Origin of the sequence: Rhodanobacter ginsenosidimutans, assembly GCF_042655685.1 — a bacterium.
In the GTDB taxonomy this organism is placed as follows: domain Bacteria; phylum Pseudomonadota; class Gammaproteobacteria; order Xanthomonadales; family Rhodanobacteraceae; genus Rhodanobacter; species Rhodanobacter ginsenosidimutans.
In genome coordinates, this window is sequence record NZ_JBHSMM010000006.1 from 53,947 (window position 1) to 76,175 (window position 22,229).

At 66.5% G+C, this 22,229-nt stretch carries 8 protein-coding genes; 2 read left to right on the forward strand and 6 right to left on the reverse strand.

All coding sequences use genetic code 11. The features are described 5' to 3' along the window. Window positions 1–272 precede the first annotated feature (272 nt). Window positions 273–2,288 (reverse strand): excinuclease ABC subunit UvrB, encoded by a 2,016-nt coding sequence (gene uvrB, locus ACFPK0_RS15700; RefSeq protein WP_056085491.1) that lies wholly within the window; start codon window positions 2,286–2,288, stop codon window positions 273–275. A 216-nt stretch (window positions 2,289–2,504) separates the two neighbouring features. Here uvrB and ACFPK0_RS15705 point away from each other — a divergent pair, with 216 nt between their 5' ends. Continuing rightward, the gene (locus ACFPK0_RS15705; protein ID WP_056085492.1) at window positions 2,505–2,999 is read left to right on the forward strand and encodes a GspH/FimT family pseudopilin; all 495 of its coding nucleotides are present in this window, start codon (window positions 2,505–2,507) and stop codon (window positions 2,997–2,999) included. Window positions 3,000–3,165: 166 nt separating this feature from the next. Further along, on the forward strand, window positions 3,166–4,224 hold the full coding sequence (tssA, locus tag ACFPK0_RS15710; protein WP_056608488.1) for a type VI secretion system protein TssA: 1,059 nt from the start codon (window positions 3,166–3,168) through the stop codon (window positions 4,222–4,224). A 15-nt stretch (window positions 4,225–4,239) separates the two neighbouring features. On the opposite strand, the gene ACFPK0_RS15715 is transcribed toward tssA, so the two are convergent. From ACFPK0_RS15715 to ACFPK0_RS15735, 5 genes are all read right to left on the reverse strand, one after another. Next, complete coding sequence (locus tag ACFPK0_RS15715; RefSeq protein ID WP_377342040.1) at window positions 4,240–5,376, reverse strand: hypothetical protein; 1,137 nt, start codon at window positions 5,374–5,376, stop codon at window positions 4,240–4,242. Then, window positions 5,369–16,036 carry a filamentous hemagglutinin N-terminal domain-containing protein gene (locus ACFPK0_RS15720; protein WP_377342041.1) on the reverse strand — a complete coding sequence of 3,556 codons (10,668 nt, stop codon included), beginning with the start codon at window positions 16,034–16,036 and terminating at the stop codon, window positions 5,369–5,371. The genes ACFPK0_RS15715 and ACFPK0_RS15720 overlap by 8 nt, the downstream gene beginning before the upstream one ends. 11 nt (window positions 16,037–16,047) lie before the next feature. Further along, window positions 16,048–17,721, reverse strand: coding sequence for a ShlB/FhaC/HecB family hemolysin secretion/activation protein (locus tag ACFPK0_RS15725; protein ID WP_377342165.1), 1,674 nt, complete (start codon window positions 17,719–17,721; stop codon window positions 16,048–16,050). A gap of 501 nt (window positions 17,722–18,222) precedes the next feature. Then, window positions 18,223–18,552 carry a hypothetical protein gene (locus ACFPK0_RS15730; protein WP_056085496.1) on the reverse strand — a complete coding sequence of 110 codons (330 nt, stop codon included), beginning with the start codon at window positions 18,550–18,552 and terminating at the stop codon, window positions 18,223–18,225. Beyond that, a complete protein-coding gene (locus ACFPK0_RS15735) occupies window positions 18,549–22,226 on the reverse strand; it encodes a bifunctional serine/threonine-protein kinase/formylglycine-generating enzyme family protein (RefSeq protein WP_377342043.1) in 3,678 nt (1,225 codons plus the stop codon). The genes ACFPK0_RS15730 and ACFPK0_RS15735 overlap by 4 nt, the downstream gene beginning before the upstream one ends. Between the last annotated feature and the right edge of the window lie 3 nt (window positions 22,227–22,229).

The following is a 22,229-nucleotide window of genomic DNA, read 5'->3' on the forward strand; positions in this document are numbered from 1 at the left end:
GCAAGGCGCCGCCAAACGCAGGTAAAAATCCAGGCGCCTGGCGGCTTCAGCGCACTGACGCGAAGCAGACGCTTCCTTCCCCCGCGTCGCGGGGGAAGGTGCCGCAGGCGGATGGGGGCGCTTTTGATCTTGTTTCCAAGCGAGAAGCGCCCCCTTCAGCCCTTCGGGCAGCTGTACTCGCGCCATCCATGCAACTCGCCCTACGGGCGGCTCGCGCCGCACAAAACGGTAATCCTGCCGTTTTGTCCCCCGCAGGGAGGGAAGCAAAAAAGCTAACGCAACGATTGCTCGCGCAGCTGGTGAATCTGGTCGCGCAGCTTCGCGGCGTCCTCGAACTCGAGATTCTGCGCGTGCTTGTACATCTGCGACTCCAGCTTTTTCAGCATGCTGGCGGCCTGCGAAGCGCTGAGGCCGGCGTAGTCGGCCGGTTGCTCGGCCACGGCACGGACACGGGTCTTGCTGCCGCGGCGGTTGCCGACCTCGCTGCGCGCCCCCTCCATGATGTCGGCGATGCGCCGCACGATGGTGGTGGGCACGATGCCCTGCTCCAGGTTCCAGGCGATCTGCTTTTCGCGGCGGCGGGCGGTTTCATCCATCGCCGCCCGCATCGAGCGGGTGACGTTGTCGGCGTACAGGATGGCCTTGCCGCGCACGTTGCGGGCGGCGCGGCCGATGGTCTGGATCAGCGAGCCGGTGGAACGCAGGAAGCCTTCCTTGTCCGCATCCAGCACCGCCACCAGCGACACCTCGGGCATGTCCAGGCCCTCGCGCAACAGGTTGATGCCGACCAGCACGTCGAACTCGCCCAGGCGCAGGTCGCGGATGATCTCGCTGCGCTCGACCGTCTCGATGTCCGAGTGCAGGTAGCGCACCTTGATGTCGTGCTCTGACAGGTATTCGGTGAGGTTCTCGGCCATGCGCTTGGTCAGCGTGGTAACCAGCACGCGGTCACCCATGGCGATGCGCTTGTGCGCCTCGCTGAGCAGGTCGTCGACCTGGGTACGCACCGGCCGCACTTCCACTTCCGGGTCGACCAGGCCGGTGGGGCGCACCACCAGCTCGGTCACCGCGTCGCCGGATTTCTGCAGCTCGTAGTCGCGCGGGGTGGCGGAGACGTAGATCGCGCGCGGCACCCGCTGCTCCCATTCCTCGAACTTCAGCGGCCGGTTGTCCATCGCCGAAGGCAGCCGGAAACCGAACTCCACCAGGGTTTCCTTGCGCGAGCGGTCGCCTTTGTACATGGCGCCGAGCTGCGGCACGGTGACGTGCGATTCATCCACCACCAGCATGCCGTCGGGCGGCAGGTAGTCGAACAGGGTCGGCGGCGGCTCGCCGGGCAAGCGGCGGGTGAGATGGCGCGAGTAGTTCTCGATGCCCTGGCAGTAACCCACCTCCACCATCATCTCCAGGTCGAAGCGGGTACGCTGGTCCAGCCGCTGCGCCTCGACCAGCTTGTTGTCGCGGTACAGCACTTCCAGCCGCTCCTTCAGCTCGGCCTTGATCGTCTCGGTAGCGTTGAGCACGCTCTCGCGGGTGCTGGCGTAGTGCGTGCGGGGATAGACGGTGTAGCGCGGAATCTTGCGGATCGTCTCGCCTGTGAGCGGGTCGAACAGCGCCATGTTGTCCACTTCGCCATCGAACAGCTCGATGCGCAACGCCTCGGTTTCCGACTCGGCCGGAAACACGTCGATGATCTCGCCGCGCACGCGGTACGTACCGCGGCGCAGTTCCATTTCGTTGCGGGTGTACTGCAATTCGGTCAGTTGATGGATCAGCTTGCGCTGGTCGATCCGCTCGCCCTTGGCCAGGATCAGCCGCAGGCTGAGGTAGTCCTCGGGATTGCCCAAGCCGTAGATCGCCGACACGGTGGCGACGATGATGGAGTCCCTGCGCGACAGCAGCGCCTTGGTCGCCGACAGCCGCATCTGCTCGATGTGCTCGTTGATCGAGGCGTCCTTCTCGATGAACGTGTCCGACGCCACCACGTACGCTTCGGGCTGGTAGTAGTCGTAGTAGCTGACGAAGTATTCCACCGCGTTGTGCGGGAAAAACTCCTTGAATTCCCCATACAACTGCGCCGCCAGGGTCTTGTTCGGCGCCATCACGATGGTGGGCCGCTGCACCTTCTCGATCACGTTGGCGATGGTGTAGGTCTTGCCCGAACCGGTGACGCCCAGCAGGGTTTGCGCGGCCAAGCCGGCCTCGAAACCTTCGGCCAGGCGTGCGATCGCCTGCGGCTGGTCGCCGGAGGGCTGGTACGGAGCAACGAGTTGGAAGCGGTCGGTCATCGGCTACATGTGTGGGTGCGACGGGCCATTTTAAATCGGGCCTGCTGACAGCTGGCGTCAGCAGTGACCGACGCCGGAGACGCCGATCGGGCGACAGCCACGTTCCCGGCAGACACCTAGCATGCCGGTTCCAGGCGACGCAGGAGCGTGAACGTGCCGGATCAGGGATGGATAAACGGTCAACGGGAGCGTGGCGTCACGCTCGTCGAACAGGTCATGGTGATCGCGATCATCGCGACCCTGGTCGGTGCCGCGATGCCGTCGATGCGGCACCTGCTCGACCGGAATCAACTGCGGACAGCCCAGGCCGATTTCATCGGCGCCCTGCATCACACCCGCGAAGCGGCCGTGATTGCGCGGCATGCCACGGTGTTCTGCCCCAGCCGCGACGGTCGGCAATGCGCCGATGAAGAGCGCTGGGACCATGGCTGGCTGCTTGCCGCCGATCGCGATCATGACAACCAGCCCGACGGCCAGCCGCTGCATGTCAATGGCAACTACGCCGAACGCCTCACGATCCAGAGTTCGGTCGGCCGACACCACGTACGTTTCCAGGCCGACGGCAGCGCCCGCGGCAGCAACCTTACCTTCGTGTTCTGCCGCCGCGGCACGCCCGAGCAGGCGCTCAACGTCGTGGTGGCCAACTCCGGACGCATCCGCGGTGGCCAGGCAAGTGCCGCGCAGGCAGCTGCCTGTGCACAACAGCATTGAACCCTGCGGGTGGCTTGCACGGTCCCTCGCGACGATTATCTTGCACCACGCGATTAAGCCGTGACCACGCCGGAAAAATGATTATGGGAACACGTTAAAAATGCGCCACGAGATCGTATGGAACGGCGCAATTGCGTTACCATGAGGGCCTCCATTGCCGCGATATATGGACGCCATGTCAAACCATGATCTGGAATCGTTGATTGCTCCGCTGGGGGATGAATTGCCCACCGGTGAAAACCTGGAATACGACCAGGATTTTCTGGCGCTCGACCGCGCCGCCTCGCCCAAGGCCGAACGCGCCATCGGCGACAGCGTCAAGGCCGCCGAGGAGCCGGACTGGGAGAAGGTCGCCAGCATGGCCGAAGCGCTGCTGGGTCGCTCCAAAGATTTGCGCGTTGCCACGCACCTGGCGACCGCCTGGATGCGTACCGATGGCATGCCGGGCTGGGCGTCGGGCCTTGGCCTGATTCGCGCCTTGCTGGAAAACTACTGGGATGGCGTGCACCCGCAACTGGACGCCGAGGACGACAACGATCCGACCGCCCGCGTCAATGCCGTGGTGCCGATCAGCGACACCCAGAGCGTGCTCGGTTATTTCCGCACCACGCCTTTTGTGCAGTCGCCGCGACTGGGGCGTTTTTCATTGCGCGATCTGCAGATTGCCCAGGGCACGCTGAAAATCAGCTCGACTGATAGCGAGTCCGGCGAAGCACCCGGCCTGACCGAGATCGAGGCGTGTTGCCTGGATTGTCCGGAAGAGCAATTGCTGGCCAACGCCACGGCGATTAACGAGGCGCTGGATCAGGCCAAAGCGATCGACGGCATTTTCAGCGAGCAGATCGGTACCGCCGGCCCGGACCTGAAGGCATTGATCGGCGATATCCATGAGCTGAAAAAATTCGTGGAAGCACAGCTTGCCAAGCGCATGCCGCAAGACGAGGCCGCCGGCGAATACGAAGCGGAGGAAGGTGCGCAAGCCGTTGCATCAGGCCACGCAAAGCCCGTGGCCAGCGGCCGCATCGAGAACTCGCAGGACGTCATCAAGCGGCTCGACGAACTGTGCGAGTACTACGCGAAAAACGAGCCGTCCAGCCCGATCCCGCTGTTGCTGGAGCGTGCCAAGCGCCTGGTCGACAAGAGCTTCCTGGACCTGCTGAACGACCTGGCCCCCGGCGGGGTCAGCGAGCTGCAGGTTGTTTCCGGCCGCACCGAATACGAATGAAACACGGCAAGGGCGTCAATGGACGCCCTTGCAGGTGTTTGCGCCGGAGCGGACGAACATCGTGTGGATCGATGGATTCCAGTTCAGCGAAAGCCCGCCGGGCAAACCGGCGGTGATGCTGGCATTGGCGCTTTGCACGATCGGCCCGATCGACGCACTGCTGCCGTCCGCGCGCCGGACCGTGGCGCTCACCGCGTAGCTCAGCGGATCACCGCAGGCGGTGGTATCGATCTGCTGCGAAACGGTACTGCCGTAGGCGCTGATGTCGGGCAAGGTGCCCGCGCCCAGCGGCACGCTTTTCCCTGCACCACCAGGGTCGGCGGCGCACATGGCCGTCAAGCTGTAGTCCACGGAAAGTCGCAACGGTTTCGCGATCTGCACCACGGCAACCGCTTCGGGCTGGGTGACGCAGCCCAGCAGGAAGGTCTTGCGCTTGGGCACGACGTGCAGCACGTAGCTGCCCGGTTCGAGCATCTGGCTGGGTGGCAGTTTCAGTTCGATGCGGGCCGCCGAGACGCCGGTGATCACCGGTTGCACCGCGAGCGGCGCGCCCTGCCCGTCGGTGGCCGTAATTTCGGGATCGGCACATTGCGCGTCCGACAGGTTCGTGCCGGTCAGGGCAAACGCCAACGGCTTGTCGCCGGGATGCAGGGCGAACAACGGTTTGTGATCCAGCGTCTCGACCGCGTCGATCACCGGCTGCGCGTCCTTGGACGCATCCTCGGCGTCGGCCAGCCGCTTGACGCTGGCAGCCAGGGCATCGGCAAGCGCGCGGGCGTCGCCGCCGACGCATCCACCGGAAATGTCGAGATAGGCGCGCGTGCGTTGCGCGGCGGCCTGCGCACGCCGGGCTCTTGCCTGCGCGCGCCCGTCGATGATGTCCACGGGCTTGGTCGCATCGGAACCGCCCAGCGTGGCGCGCAAGTCGCTGGCCATGTGCGCCAGCTGGTCGCTGGTGGCCACAAGTTGCGGATCGGACGACGCATGCGCCTTCGCGGCCAGGTCATGCTGTGCCGCGTCGAGCTGGGCGATCACCGTTTCACCGGTGACCCGCGGCGCCAGTTGGGCACCGGTGGGGGTCGCCAGCGCGCAACCGGCCGCGGCAATCCACCATCGCATCGCACGTGCGCGGATGGGACGGGCTTTACTCATCATCGCAATCCATCGCATCGGGTGCGCAGCGCTGCTGGTCGGGCGGCAGCAGCAAACCCGACGGCACGATGCCGAAAGCGCGGTAGTTGGCCGAGATCACGCTGGAGTCGATGTACGAGTCGGTGTGCTTGTTGGTGTTCTGCGCGCGGCTGGTCAACGCCGACGTGGGCACGTTGATGCTGCTGCCACCGGTGAGCGGCAGGATGTTGCCCTGCCGGTCCACCGCATAGAAATACGCAGGCGAAATGCCACCCGGCACGATGACCTGCGCGTCGACACCAGTCACATAGATCGGCGCGCCGCCGACACCCATGTGGCCGGTGGACGCCCATACGCCCGCGCCGTTGTACAGCCATGCCTGGTCGGCCTGCAGCAAGTCGCCGTTGACCACCGAAAGGTAGGTTGACGACGTGCCGGCATCCACCGTGTAGCCGCTGCCGTTCACCGACGCCAGGGTCAGGGTCTGTGCATTGGTGAGACTGAAACCGGCCGGCGCCGAGAAACCACCCAGCGTACCGATGTAGTTGGCCAGCGGGTGCGCGGCATCGCCCAGCATGACCATGCCCGTCGCGCTGCCGGTCAGCGTATCGGCGGTGAGGCTGCCGCTGGCGCCTTCGTTGATGGCACCGGCGGAAACCAGGGTCATCATGCCGCCCTGAACGGCGCCGTCGATCGACAGGTCACCGCCGCGGGTGGTGGTGAGCGTGGTGCGCGCGCCACCGTCGATCGGGCCGGCCACGATCAGGGATTGCCCGTTGGTGAAGCTGAAGCCCGCGGCCTTGAATGCTTCCAGCGTGGCCACCCGGTTGCCGCCACCTTCCAGTGTGGTGGCGCCCGTCGAACTGCCGCTCAGCGTGCTGGCGGCAATACCACCTGCCGAGCCCTGATTGATGGCGCCGGCCGAGCTGAGCGTGGTGCGGGTGCCACTGACCAGGCCGTTGATGATGATGTCGCCGTTGGTGGTGATCAGGTTGACGTGGTCACCACCATCGACTGGGCCGATGACGGTCAGTGTCCGGTCGCTGGCCAGGTCGAAACCATTGGCACTGAAGCTGCCCAGCGCGTCCACATGGTTGACCGGATCGAGCATGGTGCTGCCGACGGAACGGCCGGCCAGCGTGCCTGCCGTGACAATGCCGCTGGCGGTCTGGCTGATGTTGCCGCCCGAAACCAGCGTAACCGTGTCACCCTGCACCGCCTGGGTCAGGGTCAGGTCGCCGGCGGAACTCAAGCCCACGTCGCCACCGCGCAACGCGGAGTTGACCGACAGCACGCCCGATGACGTCGTCAGATGCAGGCGCCCACCGTTGGCGATCGTCAGCGGGCCGTTGGCCGACAGCGCCTGCGCGTTGGTGAAGTCGAAGCCCGCCGCATCGAAGCTGCCCAGGGTGCCGACACGGTTGGCACCGTTGAGCGCGGTGACGCCGGTTGAACGCCCGGTCAACGTGGCGGCGGTGATCACTCCCTGGCTGCCTTCGTTGATCGCGCCGGCCGAGTCCAGCGTCATGGCCGTGCCTTTCAGCGCGCCGTTGATCGTGAGATCGCCGCTGGTGGTGGTCAGCGTGGTGCTGGTGCCGCCGTCGACCGTGCCGGCCACGGTCAGTGCCTGGGCATTGCCGAGGTTGAGGTAGGCGGCACTGAAATCGCCCAGCGCGCCGATGCGATTGTTGCCGGTAAGGCTGACGGCCCCGGTGGTGTCGCCATTGAGCCGGCCGGCGACGATGCTGCCCGCGCTGGCCTCGCTGATGGCGCCGGTCACGTCGAGCGTGGTGGTTGCACCGGTGAGCGTGCCGTTGATGATCAGGTTGCCTGTCGTCGCCAGCCCTGCGCTGCTGCCGCCATTCACGGTGCCGGCGACGGTCAGGTCCCGCGCGTTTTTCAGGCTGAACCCGGCGGCGCTGAAGTCACCCAGCGTGTCGATCTGGTTGTTGCCGCCGAGCGCTACCGCACCCCCCGCCGTACCGCGCAACGTAGCCGCCGTGATGACGCCGCCTGCCCCCTGGGTGATGTTGCCGGCAACATTGAAGGCGGTGGTGGTTCCGTTCACGGCACCGTTGATCGCCAGGTTGCCGGCCGTGGTCGCCAGCGACGTGCTGGCACCGCCATTGACCGGGCCGGCGACCGACAGCGATTGACTGTTGGTCAGGCTGAAACCCGCCGCGGTGAAGCTGCCCAGTGTGCCGATCTTGTTGCCCGACCCGTTGAGCGTGGTGCTGCCTGCCGAGCTGCCGGTCAAGGTGGTGGCCGTAAGTGTTCCCGAGGCCGTCTGGCTGATATTGCCGCCCGACTTCAGCGTGACCAGGCCACCACTGACTTCATGTGCCAACGCCAGGTTGCCGGCGGAGTCCAGGCTGACGGCACCGGCGCTCAGCACCGAATTGACCGTCAGGATGCCCGATGTCGTCCTCAGGCTGACACCGCCGTTGGGGCTGGTGATCTGCAGCGGACCGTTGACGGACAACCCGGCGTCATTGACCAGGCTGAAGTTCGCCGCCTTGAAACTGCCCAGCGTGCCGACGTGGTTGGCAAGGCCCAGGGTCGTGGTGCCCGTCGATTGACCCGTCAAGGTGCCGGCAGTGATGACGGCAGCGCTCTGGCTGATGTTGCCGCCGGCCGCCAGCGACACCGCGGTGGCATTGATGTTGTGGGTCAACGTGAGACCGTCGGCTGAGGTCAGCGCCACGGCCGACGCCACCAGGTCGTCATTCACGCTCAAGGTCCCGCTGCTCGTCTTCAGGCTGATGCTGCCAGCGCCGGCGCCCGTCGCCAGTGGACCGCTGACTGCCATATCCTGCGCATTGACGAAGCTGAAGTTGGTCGCGTCGAAATTGTTGAGCGTGTCGACCAGGTTGGCGCCGCCAAGCAAGGTATCGCCTTGCGAGTGGCCGGCCAGCGTATCCGCCTCGATCACACCAGTGGCACCTTCGCCGATGCCACCGGCGGAGCTGAGCGTGACCGCCGTGCCCTTGAGCGTACCGTTGACCGTCAGGTTGCCGGTCGTGGTGGTCAGCGTGGTGCTGCTGCCGCCATCGACTACGCCGTTGACAGCCAGGGCCGCGTCGTTGGTCAGGCTGAATCCATCGGCATCGAAGTTACCCAGCGCCGAAACCCGGTTGCCCAGGTTCAACGCGACACTATCCGCGGCATGACCGCTCAACGTGCCTGCCGTGATGGCGCCGGCACTCTGGCTGATGCCGCCACCGGAAGAAATCAGCTCGACCGTGCTGCCGTTGATGGCCTTGGCCAGCACGAGGCCGTCGGCTGACTCCAGCGAAATGGCGCCACCGGACAAGTCGCTGCCCAGGCTCAAGGCCCCGGTGGTGGTCTTCAGGCTGATGCTGCCGGTGCCGCCCGTTGTGGTCAGCGGGCCGTTTGCCGCCAGGCCCTGATTGTTGACGAGGGTGAAGTTGGCCGCACTGAAACTGCCGAGCGTGTCGACCAGGTTGGCGCCATCGAGCAAGGTATCGCCCTGCGAAGTGCCTGTCAGCGTGCCCGCCTCGATCACCCCAGTACTGGTGCCGCCTTCGTCGATCGCACCTGCGGACGTAAGTGTGACCGTCGTGCCCTTGAGCCTGCCGCCGACCGTCAGGTTGCCGCTGGTGGTGGTCAGCGCGGCGCTGCTGCCACCATCGACCACGCCGCTGACAGACAGGGCCTGGCTGTTGGTCAGGCTGAATCCGCTGGCGCTGAAATTGCCCAGGCTGGCGATGTGGTTGGTGCCATCGAGCAGTGTGCTGCCGAACGAACTGCCGGTCAGCACTGCCGCCGTGAGGTTGCCGGTGAGGCTCTGTCCTATCGCCCCGGCGAGGCTGGTCAGGCTCAAGGTTCCCGTTGCCGTCACCGCGTCACTCAGGGTGATATTGCCCTGGCTGCTGAGCGTTACGTTGGCACCCTTCAGCACACCGGGTGCAACCAGGGTTCCACCATTCGCCTCCAGCGTAAGGTCCGCCGTGCCGGTGTCGATCGAACCGGTGGGCAACAGCAGCGCGCCGCCGGCGATCAGGCTCACGGTACCGTTGGTGCCGTTGGTCAGTGTGTCGATCGTCAGGTCGTTGGTGTCGGTGATCGACACCCCGGTACCGGTGGCTTTGACACTCCCCTGGAAATCATTATTGGCGGCCTCCAGCGTGATCTCGTGCCCATTCATGGCGGTGAAGTCCGACGTTCCCACCACCGTAAATGCGCCCGTACCGCTCTGCATGATGTCGCCGGCCTGGGTGGTCACCGACAATCCACCGCTACCGATGTTCAGCGTATTCGCACTGAAGCTGCCTGCGGTGACGGTAAGGCCGGTCAAGGCCGTCGTATTGCCAACGGCTCCGCCCAGGGTGACCACGCCTGTCGTCCCCGCATCCAGGGTCAGGCCGGAGGCACCGTCCAGCGCGCCGTCGAAAGTGATCGCCGCACCTGTCGTCGCACCGCCGCCTGTCGTGTAGATGCCGGTAACGGGTGAGCCCAGGGCCACCGGACCGGACAAGGTGATCGCACCGCCCGTCGTGGTGAGGTTGCCGGCCAGGGTCGTTTGGCCGCTGCCCTCGAGACTGAAGGCACCGCTTCCCAGCGTGGACGTGCCAAGGGTCAACGCGTGGGTACCGTTGTCCAGCGTCACGTCGTGGTTGCCGCTGTTGTTGAGGCTCACCGCGCCGGTGAAGGTGTTGGCGCTGTCCAGCTGAAGCACGCCGGCACCGGCGTTGAATTGCGCCGCACCCGCACCCGCCGCCTGGGTAATCGTGCTGCCGGTCGCTTGCGTGATGCCGACACCCGTCACCGTCAGCGTGCCGCTGCCCACCTGCACATCGCCCAGCTCCAGCGCATTGGCGCCGTTGTTGAGCGTGACGTCATTCGCACCGCTGTTGGTGAGACTCACTGCACCGGTGAAGTGATTGTTCGTGTTGGCCAGCGTGATGGCATGTGTGCCTGCGTCGAAACTCGACGCGCCGGTGACCGTGAATGCACCGCCCTGTGTGATGTCACTGGCCTGGGTCGCTACCGACAGCCCGCCGGTACCGATGTTCAGCGTGTTCGCGCTGAAGCTGCCCGCGGTGACGTCGAGGCCGGTCAAGGCTGTCGTGGCACCGACTGCTCCGCCCAACGTAACCGCACCTCCCGTACCGGCATTCAGGGTAAGGGTCGAAGCGCCATCCACCGCGCCGTTGAACGTGATCGCCGCGCCCGTCGTCACGCTGCCACCACCGGTTGTATCGACACCGGTGCTGGCTGCACCCAGCGTCACCGGTCCCGACAAGGTGATCGCGCCACCGCTGGTGCTGAGGTTGCCGGCCAGGGTTGTCTGGCCGGTGCCCGTTAGGTTGAAAGTGCCGCTGCCCAGCGTGGACGTACCCAGGGCCAACGCGTTGGCCCCGTTATTCAGCGTGACGTTGTTGGCGCCGCTGTTGTTGAGGCTCACCGCACCCATGAAGGTATTGGCGTTGTCCAGTTGGAGCACGCCGGCATCGGCGTTGAATTGTGCCGCACCCGCGCTCGCCGCCTGGGTGATCGTGCTGCCAACCGCTTGCGTGATGCCCACACCCGATACTGTCAGCGCACCACTGCCGATCTGCACGTCACCCAGCACCAGCGCGTTGCTGCCATTGTCCAGCGTGACGTCGTTGGCGCCGCTGTTCTTGAGGCTCACCGCACCGGTGAGCGTGTTGGCGTTGTCCAGTTGGAGCACGCCGGCACCGGCATTGAATTGCGCCGCACCTGCACTCGCTTCCTGGGTGATCGTGCTGCCGGTCGCTTGCGCGATGCCGACACCCGACACCGTCAATGCGCCGCTACCCACCTGCACATCACCCAGCTCCAGCGCATTGGCGCCGTTGTTGAGCGTGACGTCGTTCGCATCGCTGTTGGCGAGGCTCACTGCACCGGTAAAGTGATTGTTCGTGTTGGCCAGCGCGATGGCATGCGCGCCCGCGTCGAAACTCGAAGCGCCGGTGACCGTGAATGCACCGCCTTGCGTGATGTCACCGGCGCGGGTGGTAACCGCCAGCCCGCCGGTACCGATGTTCAACGTGTTCGCGCTGAAGCTGCCTGCCGTGACGTCGAGGCCGGTCAAGGCTGTCGTGGCACCGACCGCTCCGCCCAACGTAACCGCACCTCCCGTACCGGCATTCAGGGTAAGGGTCGAAGCGCCATCCACCGCGCCGCTGAACGTGATCGCCGCGCCCGCCGCCACGCTGCCACCATCGGTTGTATCGACACCGGTGCTGGCTGCACCCAGCGTCACCGGTCCCGACAAGGTGATCGCGCCACCGCTGGTGCTGAGGTTGCCGGCCAAGGTTGTCTGACCGGTACCCGTCAGGTTGAAAGTGCCGCTGCCCAGCGTTGATGTACCCAAGATCAGCGCGTTGGCGCCATTGTTCAGCGTGACGTTGTTGGCACCGCTGTTTTTCAGGCTGACCGCACCAGTGAGCATGTTGGCGTTGGCCAGCTGAAGTGCACCAACACCGGCGTCGAACTGCGCCGCACCTGCACTCGCCGCCTGGGTGATTGTGCTGCCGACCGCTTGCGTGATGCCGGTACCCGACACCGTCAACGTACCGCTGCCCACCTGCACGTCGCCGAGCACCAGCGCATTGCTGCCGTTGTCGAGCGTGACGTCATTGGCGCCGCTGTTGGTCAGACTCACCGCGCCGGTGAAGGTGTTGGCGCTGTCCATCTGAAGCACGCCGGCACCGGCGTTGAAGTGCGCCGCACCCGCGCCCGCCACCTGGGTGATCGTGCTGCCGGCCGCTTGCGTGATGCCGACACCCGACACTGTCAGCGTGCCGCTGCCCACCTGCACATCGCCTAGCTCCAGCGCATTGGCGCCGTTGTTGAGCGTGACGTCATTCGCACCGCTGTTGGTGAGGCCCACCGCACCGGTGAAGGTATTGGCCTTGTCCAGCTGAAGCACGCCGGCACCGGCGTTGAATTGCGCCGCACCCGCACCTGCCGCCTGGGTGATCGTGCTCCCGGTCGCTTGCGTGATGCCCACGCCCGTCACCGTCAGCGCGCCGCTACCCACCTGCACATCGCCCAGCACCAGCGCATTGGCGCCGTTGTTGAGCGTGACGTCATTCGCACCGCTGTTGGTGAGGCCCACCGCACCGGTGAAGGTGTTGGCCTTGTCCAGTTGAAGCACGCCGGCACCGGCGTCGAATTGCGCCGCACCCGCGCCCGCCGCCTGGGTGATCGTGCTGCCGGTCGCTTGCGTGATGCCGACACCCGTCACCGTCAATGCGCCGCTGCCCACCTGCACATCACCCAGCACCAGCGCATTGGTGCCGTTGTCGAGCGTGACATTGTTGGCGCCGCTGTTTTTGAGGCTCACTGCACCGGTGAAGGCATTGGCGTTGCCCAGCTGAAGCACGCCGGCACCGGCGTTGAATTGCGCCGCACCGGCACTCGCCGCCTGGGTGATCGTGCTCCCGGTCGCTTGCGTGATGCCCACGCCCGACACCGTCAGCGTGCCACTGCCCACATGCACATCACCCAGCACCAGCGCATCGGCGCCGTTGTTGAGCGTGACGGCGTTCGCGTCGCTGTTGGCCAGGCTCACCGCACCGGTGAAGGTGTTGGCCTTGTCCAGTTGAAGCACGCCCGCACCGGCGTTGAATTGCACCGCACCGGCACTTGCCGCCTGGGTGATCGTGCTCCCGGTCGCTTGCGTGATGCCCACGCCCGACACCGTCAGCGTGCCACTGCCCACCTGCACATCACCCAGCACCAGCGCATTGCCGCCGTTGTTGAGCGTGACGGCGTTCGCGTCGCTGTTGGTGAGGCTCACCGCGCCCGTGAAGTGATTGCTGGTGTTGTCCAGCGTGATGGCGTGCGCGCCCGCGTCGAAACTCGATGTGCCGCTGACGAGCAACGCATCGCCTGCACCACTCAACTGGGTGATGCCACCGGCGGTCACGGTCAGGCTTCCCGCCTCGATCTTGCCGAGTTGCGTGCCGCCAGCCGAGTTCAACGTGACGTTACCGCCAGTGGCGGTGATGCTGCCCGCGGTCTGCTTGATGGCACCGTCCACGCCGTTTGCGGTCAGCGTCACCATGGCGCCAGTCACAGCGCCACCCAGCGACAGATCGCCGGCATCGGTGGTCAGACTTACGCCACCTGTACCGGCGTCGAGCGTGCCGTCAAGGATCAGCGTAGAGCCCGGGCCAGTGGCACTTCCCGTGATGGAAATGTCCCCACCATTGCTCGACAGGCTGCTGCCGGCTTCCTGCGTGATGACGCCGCCGGAACTCAACGTGATATTGCCCGGCACCACCGGCGTGCCGGTCGCATCGCCTGCAACGACGTTGCCCGCGATGGTGAGCGCCGTGTTGTTCGCCAGCAAAAGGCTGGCCGCGCTGAAGTCGTCCAGCTTTGCGATGACGTTGGTGGACCGGTTGAGCGTGGCATCGCCCGTGGTACTGCCCGTGAGCGTAGCCGCCGTGATTACGCCGTCGGTTTGCGTGATCCCGCCGCCCGTGGCAGCCAGCGTCACCGTGTCACCGGTGATGTCCTCCACCGACAGGCCGCCCGCCGTGCTGGTCAAGGTCACATCGCCGGTGGTGTCCGAATTGCTGGCGTCGAGCGTGCCGCTCAAGGTCACCGCACTGCCGGTGAGGGAAATGTCGCCGCCGTTGCTCGAGATGGTGCTGCCGGCGTCCTGCGTGATCGTGCCAGTCGACGTCAGCGAAACGTTGCCGGGCACGTCCGGCGTGCCGGCTTGGCCGACGCTGATCGCGCCATCAAGTATCAGGTCCTGGGCATTGTGTAGCGTGAGATTTGCCGCTGTGAAATTACCCAGCGTGCCGACCGCATTGCCTGACTGGTTCAGCGTGGTGTCGCCCGTTGAGCTGCCGGTCAGCGTGCCGGTAGCGAGGCTGCCCCCCGTTCCCTGGGTGATGGTGCCAGTCGATATCAGGTTGATGTTGCCGGTGCCGGCATTGAGTGCACCGTTCAGAGTCAGTGCGCCACCGCTGATCGCGAGGTCGCCACCGTCAGTGGCGAAGCCCGAGCCGGCCGCAAAGGTCACGCCGCCGGTTCCCGTCAGTACACCTGCCAACTTGCCGGTGCCGCTGGCGCCCACCAGTGCGCCGTTGGCAAAACTGAGGATGCCGCCTGCATCGAGGGTCAGCGTGCGGTCGGTGCTGCCTGCATAGTCGATCGCATCGAGCACCGAAAGGTCGTTGCCCGCCGTCACCGTTACATCGCTGCTCGCCAGTTGGCCCTGCAGCGTGGTGACGCTGATGTTGGTGTCCGCGTCGCTGGCCCCGAGGTCGTAATTGCCGGCGCCATCGAAACCGCCAAAGCTGTCGACCGCGCTGCTTATCGTCACGTTGCCGGGGTCGAGCAGCAGGTTGCCCCAGCTGCCGTGGTCGGCGCGCAAATCCGCCATGCCGCCGAATTCCAGGTAGCCGCGGCTGGAAACTTCGGCCATGCCGCCGTTGCCGCCGGCCGCGCCGCCGCGTGCGCTGATGTTGCCCTTGAAGCCGGTCGCGGTATTGGACCACAGCACCACTGAACCACCATCGCCCGACTGCAAGGCGTCGGCGTTCAATCGCGCGCCCGGGCCGACATAGGTCACTGCCGCGGCCTGCAATCCTTCGTCGCCCTGGTAGCCGCCCCCCACGCGGATGCTGCCGCCGCCATGGCTGCCGGAGGCATCGACATTGCCGGTGACGCTGACGTTCTGGTCCGACAGCAACTGCACGCTGCCGCCTTGTGCGCCGGTGACGTTGATGGCGCCGCTGTTCTCGGTGTTGCCACCGGCCGCCACCAGCCGCACCACGCCGCCCTGGGTGCTGATGCCGCCGGCATCGATGACGCCGCTGTTGTTGACCAGGTTGGTGAACAGGTCTTTCGCGGCAGACGCCTGCAATACCACGGTGCCGCTGTCGGCCTTCAGCGTGCCCTTGTTGGTTACCGCCGCCTGGTTGTTGTCCAGTCGCTGTTTCAGCTCGCCGGTGACCTGGATGTTGATCAGGCCGTTGCCGTCGAAATCGAGCACGGCGCGATCGGCGCCGTCGAGGTTGATGCGGCCGTAGTTGGCCAGGATCACGCCATCGTTGGCGACGCTGCCACCGACCAGGCTCACCGAACCGCCGCTGGCGGCCTTGATCAGGCCGTGATTGACGATGCCGGCATTGGCGCCGTGCGCGTCGAGGTTGTAGCGGCTGGCGAGAAAGTCCTTGGGCGTGAGGTCGAGCGTGCTGGCCATCAGGCCGCCCACGTTCATCTGCGCGCTGGCGCCGAAGATGATGCCGTGGGTGTTGATCAGGAACACCTGGCCGTTGGAACTGATGTGGCCGAAGATCTGGCTGGGGTTCTGGTCCAGGATGCGGTTCAGCGCCACCGCATTGAACGACGGCTGGTTGAACTTCACCGAGGCATCCTTGCCCACGTTGAAGGTCTGCCAGTCCAGCGCCAGCTTGGCCGAGTTCTGGTTGATGACGGTGTTGGCGCCGTTCTGCGTGATGCTGCCGACACCGCCCACCACGGTGCCGCCGGTGGGTCCGGTGGTGGCGCCGACGGCGGCGGCCATCGCTTCACCGCCAAACACGAACGGGCTGACCAGCAGCAGCGACAGGCTTACCGGCAACAGTTTTCGCCGCAGCCGGCCGGCATGCGGCGGCAGGGTGGCGGCGTGTGCGCCGCGGGTCTTCGCGTCGATAGTGTTGTTCATGGTGTCACCCGTCAAAACGTGAAGCCGAAGCGCGAATAGATGTGGTAGCCGTTGTCGTCGGATGCGCGCTGCCGACTCGTCGGTACGGAACCGTCGAGGTGGAACTCGAACTGATGGAACTGGGGCAAGCGGAAAATCAGCCCCGCGCCGATACCGTTGAGGGTGACCGAGCGGGTTTTGTTGCGACGATTGGCGCCGGCCGGGTAGCCCTTGCCGTAATCGACGAAGGCCTCGAACTCCAGCAGCTCGCGCCACGGCCGGCCGTAGAACGGCGACACCTTGTCACCGAAGCCGGGCGCATCGACGTGGTATTCCAGCGAGCTGTAATAGCCCCGATCAGCCAGGCCCTCGGAAATCGGATAGGCGCGCACGCTGTCGGGGCCACCCAGGCCGAACTGCTCCAGCGGCACCAGCGCGTCGTTGGTGAACTGGCCAGCCAGCTTGAAATACAGCCGTTGCCGGTCGGTAAGAAACTGCAGGCGCGTATAGGAGAGCTTGGCGCTGAGAAAGCTGCGGGCGTGATCCGGGCTGACCAGATCCGGCTGGCGCGAGCGATCCTTCACCGACTTGCGCACGGCCAGCTGCAGCAGGTCGATGCCGTGGAAGCGCTGGTCGGTGTGGTTCATGCCGAAGCCGAGCTCGGCCACGTCGAAGCGCTGGTCGGACAACGTCGTGCCGACCGTGCTGAGCTTGGACTGCTCCTTGATGTAACGCAGCGTGCCCTGCAGTTTCAGCGCGTCGGTATTGACGAAGGCCCAGTCGGCGCCGCCGAAATACAGCGAGCTGGGGCCTTTCACGCCCAACGCGGTAAAGGTGCCGGTGTTGATCTGCATCGCGCTGCGGGTGGCGCCGATCACGGCGCTGAGGCCCGGCACCACCACGGTGGGCGCGCGATAGACCAGCGAGCCGTAGACGTTGTTGCGCGGGTTGAAGGCGTAGTCGACGTTGGCGGCCAGGCTGTCGCCGATGCCCAGCGGGCTCAACCAGGTGGCGCCCAGTTGCGCGCGGTAACGACCGGTCAATTCGTTGCCGTAATTGTTGACGCCGGTGGTGAAGGTGAACGGCCGTTTCGCCTCGCGCGCCACCATCACCAGGTCGGTTTCGCCGGTCTTCGAGCCGGGCTGGAAGGTGGAGGTCACCGACACGCCGGGCAAGTCGCGGTCGTAAAGCAGGGCGGTGTCGACGGCGCTCTTGCGCAACGGCTTGCCGCGCAGTTTCTCCGCCGGCGCGGCGATCACGCCGGGGCGATAGCGCTTGGTGCCCTTGACGATGATCTTGCCGATGGTGCCTTCCAGCACCTTGATCTCGATGAGCTTGTCGTCGCCCACGGTCTGCGCGGGCAGGAACGCCGTGGCCACGATGAAGCCGGCGTTGCGGTAGCGCGCGGTGATCTTGTCGGCCACCTCCTGCAGCTGGGTGAAATCCAGCTGGGCCGGCGTTGCCGCGTCGCCGCCCAGCGCCTTGAACTGGGCATCGGCCAGCGCCTGGATCGAGGCCGGGGTGATGTCGTTGTCCGGGTGATTGCCGACGCCCTGCACGCGGAAGCCGCGTACAGCGATCTGTTGCGACACGGCCGCGTCGGTTTCGCGGTCGCGCACCGGCGGCACCACGTTGTCCGCCGGCGCAGCGGGGGTGGCGGGAGTGGTTTGCGCCACCGCGGCCGGCGCGTGCGGGCGGAACGCCATCAGCTGGGTGGCCAGATAGGCACGGGCGTCGGGATGGCCGGCCTGCTGCAGCGCTGCGGTCACCTTGTCGGCAACCGCTTGCCATTGCGCGGGGCTGAGCGTGGTGGCGCCACCAGCGGCGGCCACGGCGTTGTTGTATTCGGTATCGATGGCCTGCTGTGCGGCGGCGGCCGCGGCAGCGTCGCCCGGGGCGATGCCGCTGATCAGGATCTGCGGCGCGGCCATGTCCGGGGTTGCCGCGCTCGCGCCACTCTCCGGCGCGGCGGCCGGCGGCGGCGCCGTCTCCTGCGCCAACACCGTACCGCTCAAGGCCAGCGCCAACGCCCCTGCCAGGCAAGCAATCCGCACGACATTCCCCTTGCAATCGTTGATCGTGGCAGCCTGACGACCAGAAACTGCCATGCCCTCGTGGTACATCCGGGCCGTTTTCTGCTAATGCGTCAAATGGCGGAAAATTTGATCAACCGTCGTTGTGGCGCTGCAGCATCGACCCGCACTACGTCATTTGCCGTGCAACAACCCGTACAGCAGCAGCGCGCAGACCACCGCCACCACTACCAGGCCGATCAGATATTTCCGGGTCTGGCCCGAGCGCGCCGGAAACAGCATGTTCAACGCCTCGCCCGGGGCGGTGGTATCCGCCGCCTGCCGCCGGGCGCTGGCCGGTGGCGGCGTGATGGCATTGCGCGCGGTGACCCCGTTGCTGTCGCACAGGGCGCCGAGCACGCGGCGGCGGCGCGCACGGTAGTCCTCACGGGTGATCCGCCCCAGCCGGTGCGCCTCGTCGAGCGCATGCAGATCCTGGTTGGCTTTTCGTTCCTGCTCGGTCATTTCAATTCCCTGACAATCCGGAAACCCACGTCTTTCGCCGCCGCACCGCTGTCCTGGCGATGGCTGGCCACGGTGCAATCGGACCAGTAGCTGGTGTAGCTGCCGCCGCGCACCATGGCGCTGCCGCCGCTGCTCACCCATTCCCACACATTGCCGGTCAGGTTGACCAGGCCCCACGGGTTGGGCTCACGCCCGCGGGCCGAGATCGGTCCGCCGGAGCCATCACCACCGATGGCGCCGGGCGGTACGCAGTTGCTGTCGGGTGCCTGTTTCCAGCCCGAACCCGCCTGCGCCGCATGCATCCACTCGGCATCGGTGGGCAAGCGATAAACGTAGCCGCTGGCACTGCCCAGCCAGGCGGCATAAGCGCGCGCCTGGGCCAGCGTGATGTTGCTGACCGGCAGCACGCCGCTCTCGCGGTCGGCCACCGTGATGGCCGTGCACTTGCCGGTAGCCGCGCAGAAACGGTTGAACTCGTTGACGGTGATCTCGGTACGCGAAATCGCATAAGGCTTGCCGCCGCCCACACCGCTGACCACCACCAGGCTGGGGCCGCGCTTGCCGGCGATCGGGTCGAAGCAACTGCGACCCTGCCCCACCAGCGCCGGTTGGCCGCAGGGGTCGGCGCTGGCCGGTGCCGACCCCTGCGCCGCGGTCGCTTGACCGGGCGCTGCCGGCTTGGCCGTGACGACCGCCGGCCTGGTGCCATTCCGCGTCGGGGCGACGGGCGTCGCGGCGGTCGGTGCCGGCGTGGGTGCCGCGGCCACGGCGGGGCCGGGCGTGGCGATTGGCGACGGTGCGCTGGCACCGGTCTTCAAGGCATCGAGTGCGCGCGACAGGCTGCCCTCGGGCAGCTGGCCGCGCAGTTTCATGTCGGATTCCAGCTGCGCGAGACCGTCGGCATCGACGCGACGCAGCTCGGCCAGCTGGGCGCTGAGGCGCTGGTAGTCGGCCGCGGCGACGGCCTTGCCGCGCGCCTTGATCACGCCGGACGCCAGCGCGTAACCGGTGCCGGCATGGCGCAAATCGGCGCGATCGCCCAACGCCTGCGTGGCCTGCGCCAGTACCGATGCGGTGGTGGTATCGCGCCCCTTGCGGAACGCCTCGCGCGCCTTGCCGAGGTAGGCATTCGCCACGAGTTGCGGGCCGTCGTGCTTGAGAAAGGCATTGTCCGGTTGCAGGGCCTGGACCCGCGCCAGCGACTCCTGCGCCTTGGCCGTGTCCCCGGCCGCCGCCGCGCGCTTCAGCGATTCGATGCGCGAGGTGACCTCGGCCGCCACGCTTTCCTGATCCAGTTGCGCCTGCTGTTGATGCAGCAGTGCATCGATGCGATCGCGCTGCGCCAGCAGCGATTTGGAATCCGGCGCATAACGCAGGCCGAACGCCACCAGTTCGCCGGCCCGGGCCAGGTGCAACGGGTCCGACTGACCGCCGGTTTCGGTCGCGATGGCGTCCGCCAGTGCGGTGACCAGACGCGTGGTTTCGGCGGCGCTGTCGCCCTTCAGCGTGAGCATTGCGTCCGCCACGGCGGCCTGCCACTTGCCATCCATGGTCGGCTTGGCCAGCAGATCGGTCAGCGCCTGGCGGGCCTGCGGTACGGTTTGCGCGACATGGCTGGTCGTCGGTGCGGCGGCTGCGATGGCGGTCTGGTTCAGGCTGGCCAGTTGCGCTTCACGTCGCTGCAATCGCACCGAGGCGGGAAACAACTGGCTGGCCAGTTTCAGCCGCGCGCCGGCTTCGTCGAGCCGACCGCCCGCCAGCGACTGGCCGATGGCGCTGTCGTACTTCAACTCCAGCTCGCCGTTCTTCAGCAGGCTGCTGTCCGGATCGATGGCGCGGATCTGCTTCAGCGTGGCCACTGCGCTGTCGGGCTGGTCCTCGAAGATCGCGCCCTTGTCGATGCGCTGGGTCAGCTGCGTGTCGAGCGTGTTCAGCAGGGCGTTCTTCTGTTCCTCGATCGCATTGCGCTTCAGGTCGAGCGCGGGCGAATACAGCTTGAGCTTGTCGCGCAACGCGAACACGTGCAGCGCGCGGGCGTAGGCATAACGGCCCTGGTCGGGGTTCCAGTACGCATCGACGCGGCTCAGCAGGAAGTTCTGGATCGCATCGCCCTGGTCGGCCACGATGCGCAGGCGGTCATCATCGCCGAGGCGGTCGAACGCCGTGAGCGCCTGGTCCTCGTTGAGGTAATGCCGCGGGTCGGTCACGGTGAACCCGGCGATCACGCCGCGCACCTGCTGCTCGTGCAGGTAGCGCCCGAAACCCCAGCCGCCGGCAGCCAGCAACACGGCCGCCGCGCCGCCGTAGGCCAGGTACGGCCCCAGCCGTTCGCGCCAACCCACCTCGCGCAAGCCTTCGATGAGGTCGCTGGCGCTCTTCAGCCGCTGCTCGCCGTGGAATGCGATGGCGTCGCAAAGCGTCTTGTACTGGCGCCGGCTGAGCCCCGGTACCGGCGGCGGCTTGCGGCCTTCCTTCAGCGCCACCTCGGCGCTGACCTTGTCGAACGGATGCTTGCCGGTGAGCAGTTCGAACACCACGCAGCCCAACGCGTAGATGTCGTCGGTGGGCGCGGGCTCGGCGCCGCGAATCATTTCCAGGCTGGCGTAGGCCGGGGTCAACGCGCCCAGGGTGCCGGCGTCGAACACGGTCTGCTCGCCCACCGCGTCGCCCATGTGCTTGCCGGCGCGGGCGATGCCGAAGTCGAACACCTTGGGCACGCCGTCGCGGGTGACCATGACGTTGCCGGGCTTGAAGTCCGAATGCACCACGCCGGCCGCGTGCGCGCGCTTCAGCGCCCACGCCATGCCTTCGATCAGCGGGCGCACCTCGGCCAGCGGCAGGCCGTTATAGGCGCGCTCGCGGATCAGCGTTTTCAGGTCGCTGCCGTCGATGTACTCCATCGTCATGAAGACGATGGTGCGATCCTTGTCGAAGTCGTAGACGCGCACGATGTTGTCGTGCGCCAGCGATTGCGAGCGGCGCGATTCGCGCTGCAGCGAGATCAGCGAATCGGGATGGCGGCGGAACTCGTCGTTCAACACCTTCACCGCCACGTACGGGTCGCGGTCGCGCGCCTCGACCTTGCGTTCGTCGCGCGCCAGGAACACCACGCCCATGCCGCCGCGGCCGATCTCGCGCTCCAGGTGGAAGCGGCCCTTCAGGAGCATACCCACGGTGGCGTAGTCGCCGCCTTCGGCATCGGCCACGCGCTGCCAGGTGTCGGCGTTGAAGGTGCTGTTGGAATGCGTGCCGGTGCCGGTACGGCCTTGCGTGCCGGTCGACTGGTTGTCCTCCGGCGGCGTCCACGAAGCCGGCTTCACCACGGTGGCATCGTCATGCGGTGGCGTGGCGGCGGGCCGCGAGGCGGGTTGCACCACGGTGGCATCGTCGGCCACGGGGCGGCTCTGCGAGGCGGGCTTGATCACCGTGGCGTCGTCGTTGGCCTCGGCTTCGTCGGCCGCCGGCGGTGCCTGCAGCTTGACCAGCTTGGACACCAGCGCGCGGGCGATGTCCGCTTCCAGCGTGCCCTCCGCTTCCATCTTCTCGACCAGCGCGACCTCGGCGCGGTGGTCGTCCTCCGCCTGGGGGCCGCGTGCCGCCACGGCGTTGAACAGCGCCAGCAGTTTCAGCGTGCCGGCGTGGTAGGCGGCGATCAGTTCAGCAAGGGAATTCATGGA

Coding starts and splice junctions, on each gene's coding strand:
- uvrB (WP_056085491.1), bottom strand. CDS start 2,288: ATGACCGACCGCTTCCAACTCGTTGCTCCGTACCAGCCCTCCGGCGAC.
- ACFPK0_RS15705 (WP_056085492.1), top strand. CDS start 2,505: ATGGTGATCGCGATCATCGCGACCCTGGTCGGTGCCGCGATGCCGTCG.
- tssA (WP_056608488.1), top strand. CDS start 3,166: ATGGACGCCATGTCAAACCATGATCTGGAATCGTTGATTGCTCCGCTG.
- ACFPK0_RS15715 (WP_377342040.1), bottom strand. CDS start 5,376: ATGAGTAAAGCCCGTCCCATCCGCGCACGTGCGATGCGATGGTGGATT.
- ACFPK0_RS15720 (WP_377342041.1), bottom strand. CDS start 16,036: ATGAACAACACTATCGACGCGAAGACCCGCGGCGCACACGCCGCCACC.
- ACFPK0_RS15725 (WP_377342165.1), bottom strand. CDS start 17,721: ATGGCGTTCCGCCCGCACGCGCCGGCCGCGGTGGCGCAAACCACTCCC.
- ACFPK0_RS15730 (WP_056085496.1), bottom strand. CDS start 18,552: ATGACCGAGCAGGAACGAAAAGCCAACCAGGATCTGCATGCGCTCGAC.
- ACFPK0_RS15735 (WP_377342043.1), bottom strand. CDS start 22,226: ATGAATTCCCTTGCTGAACTGATCGCCGCCTACCACGCCGGCACGCTG.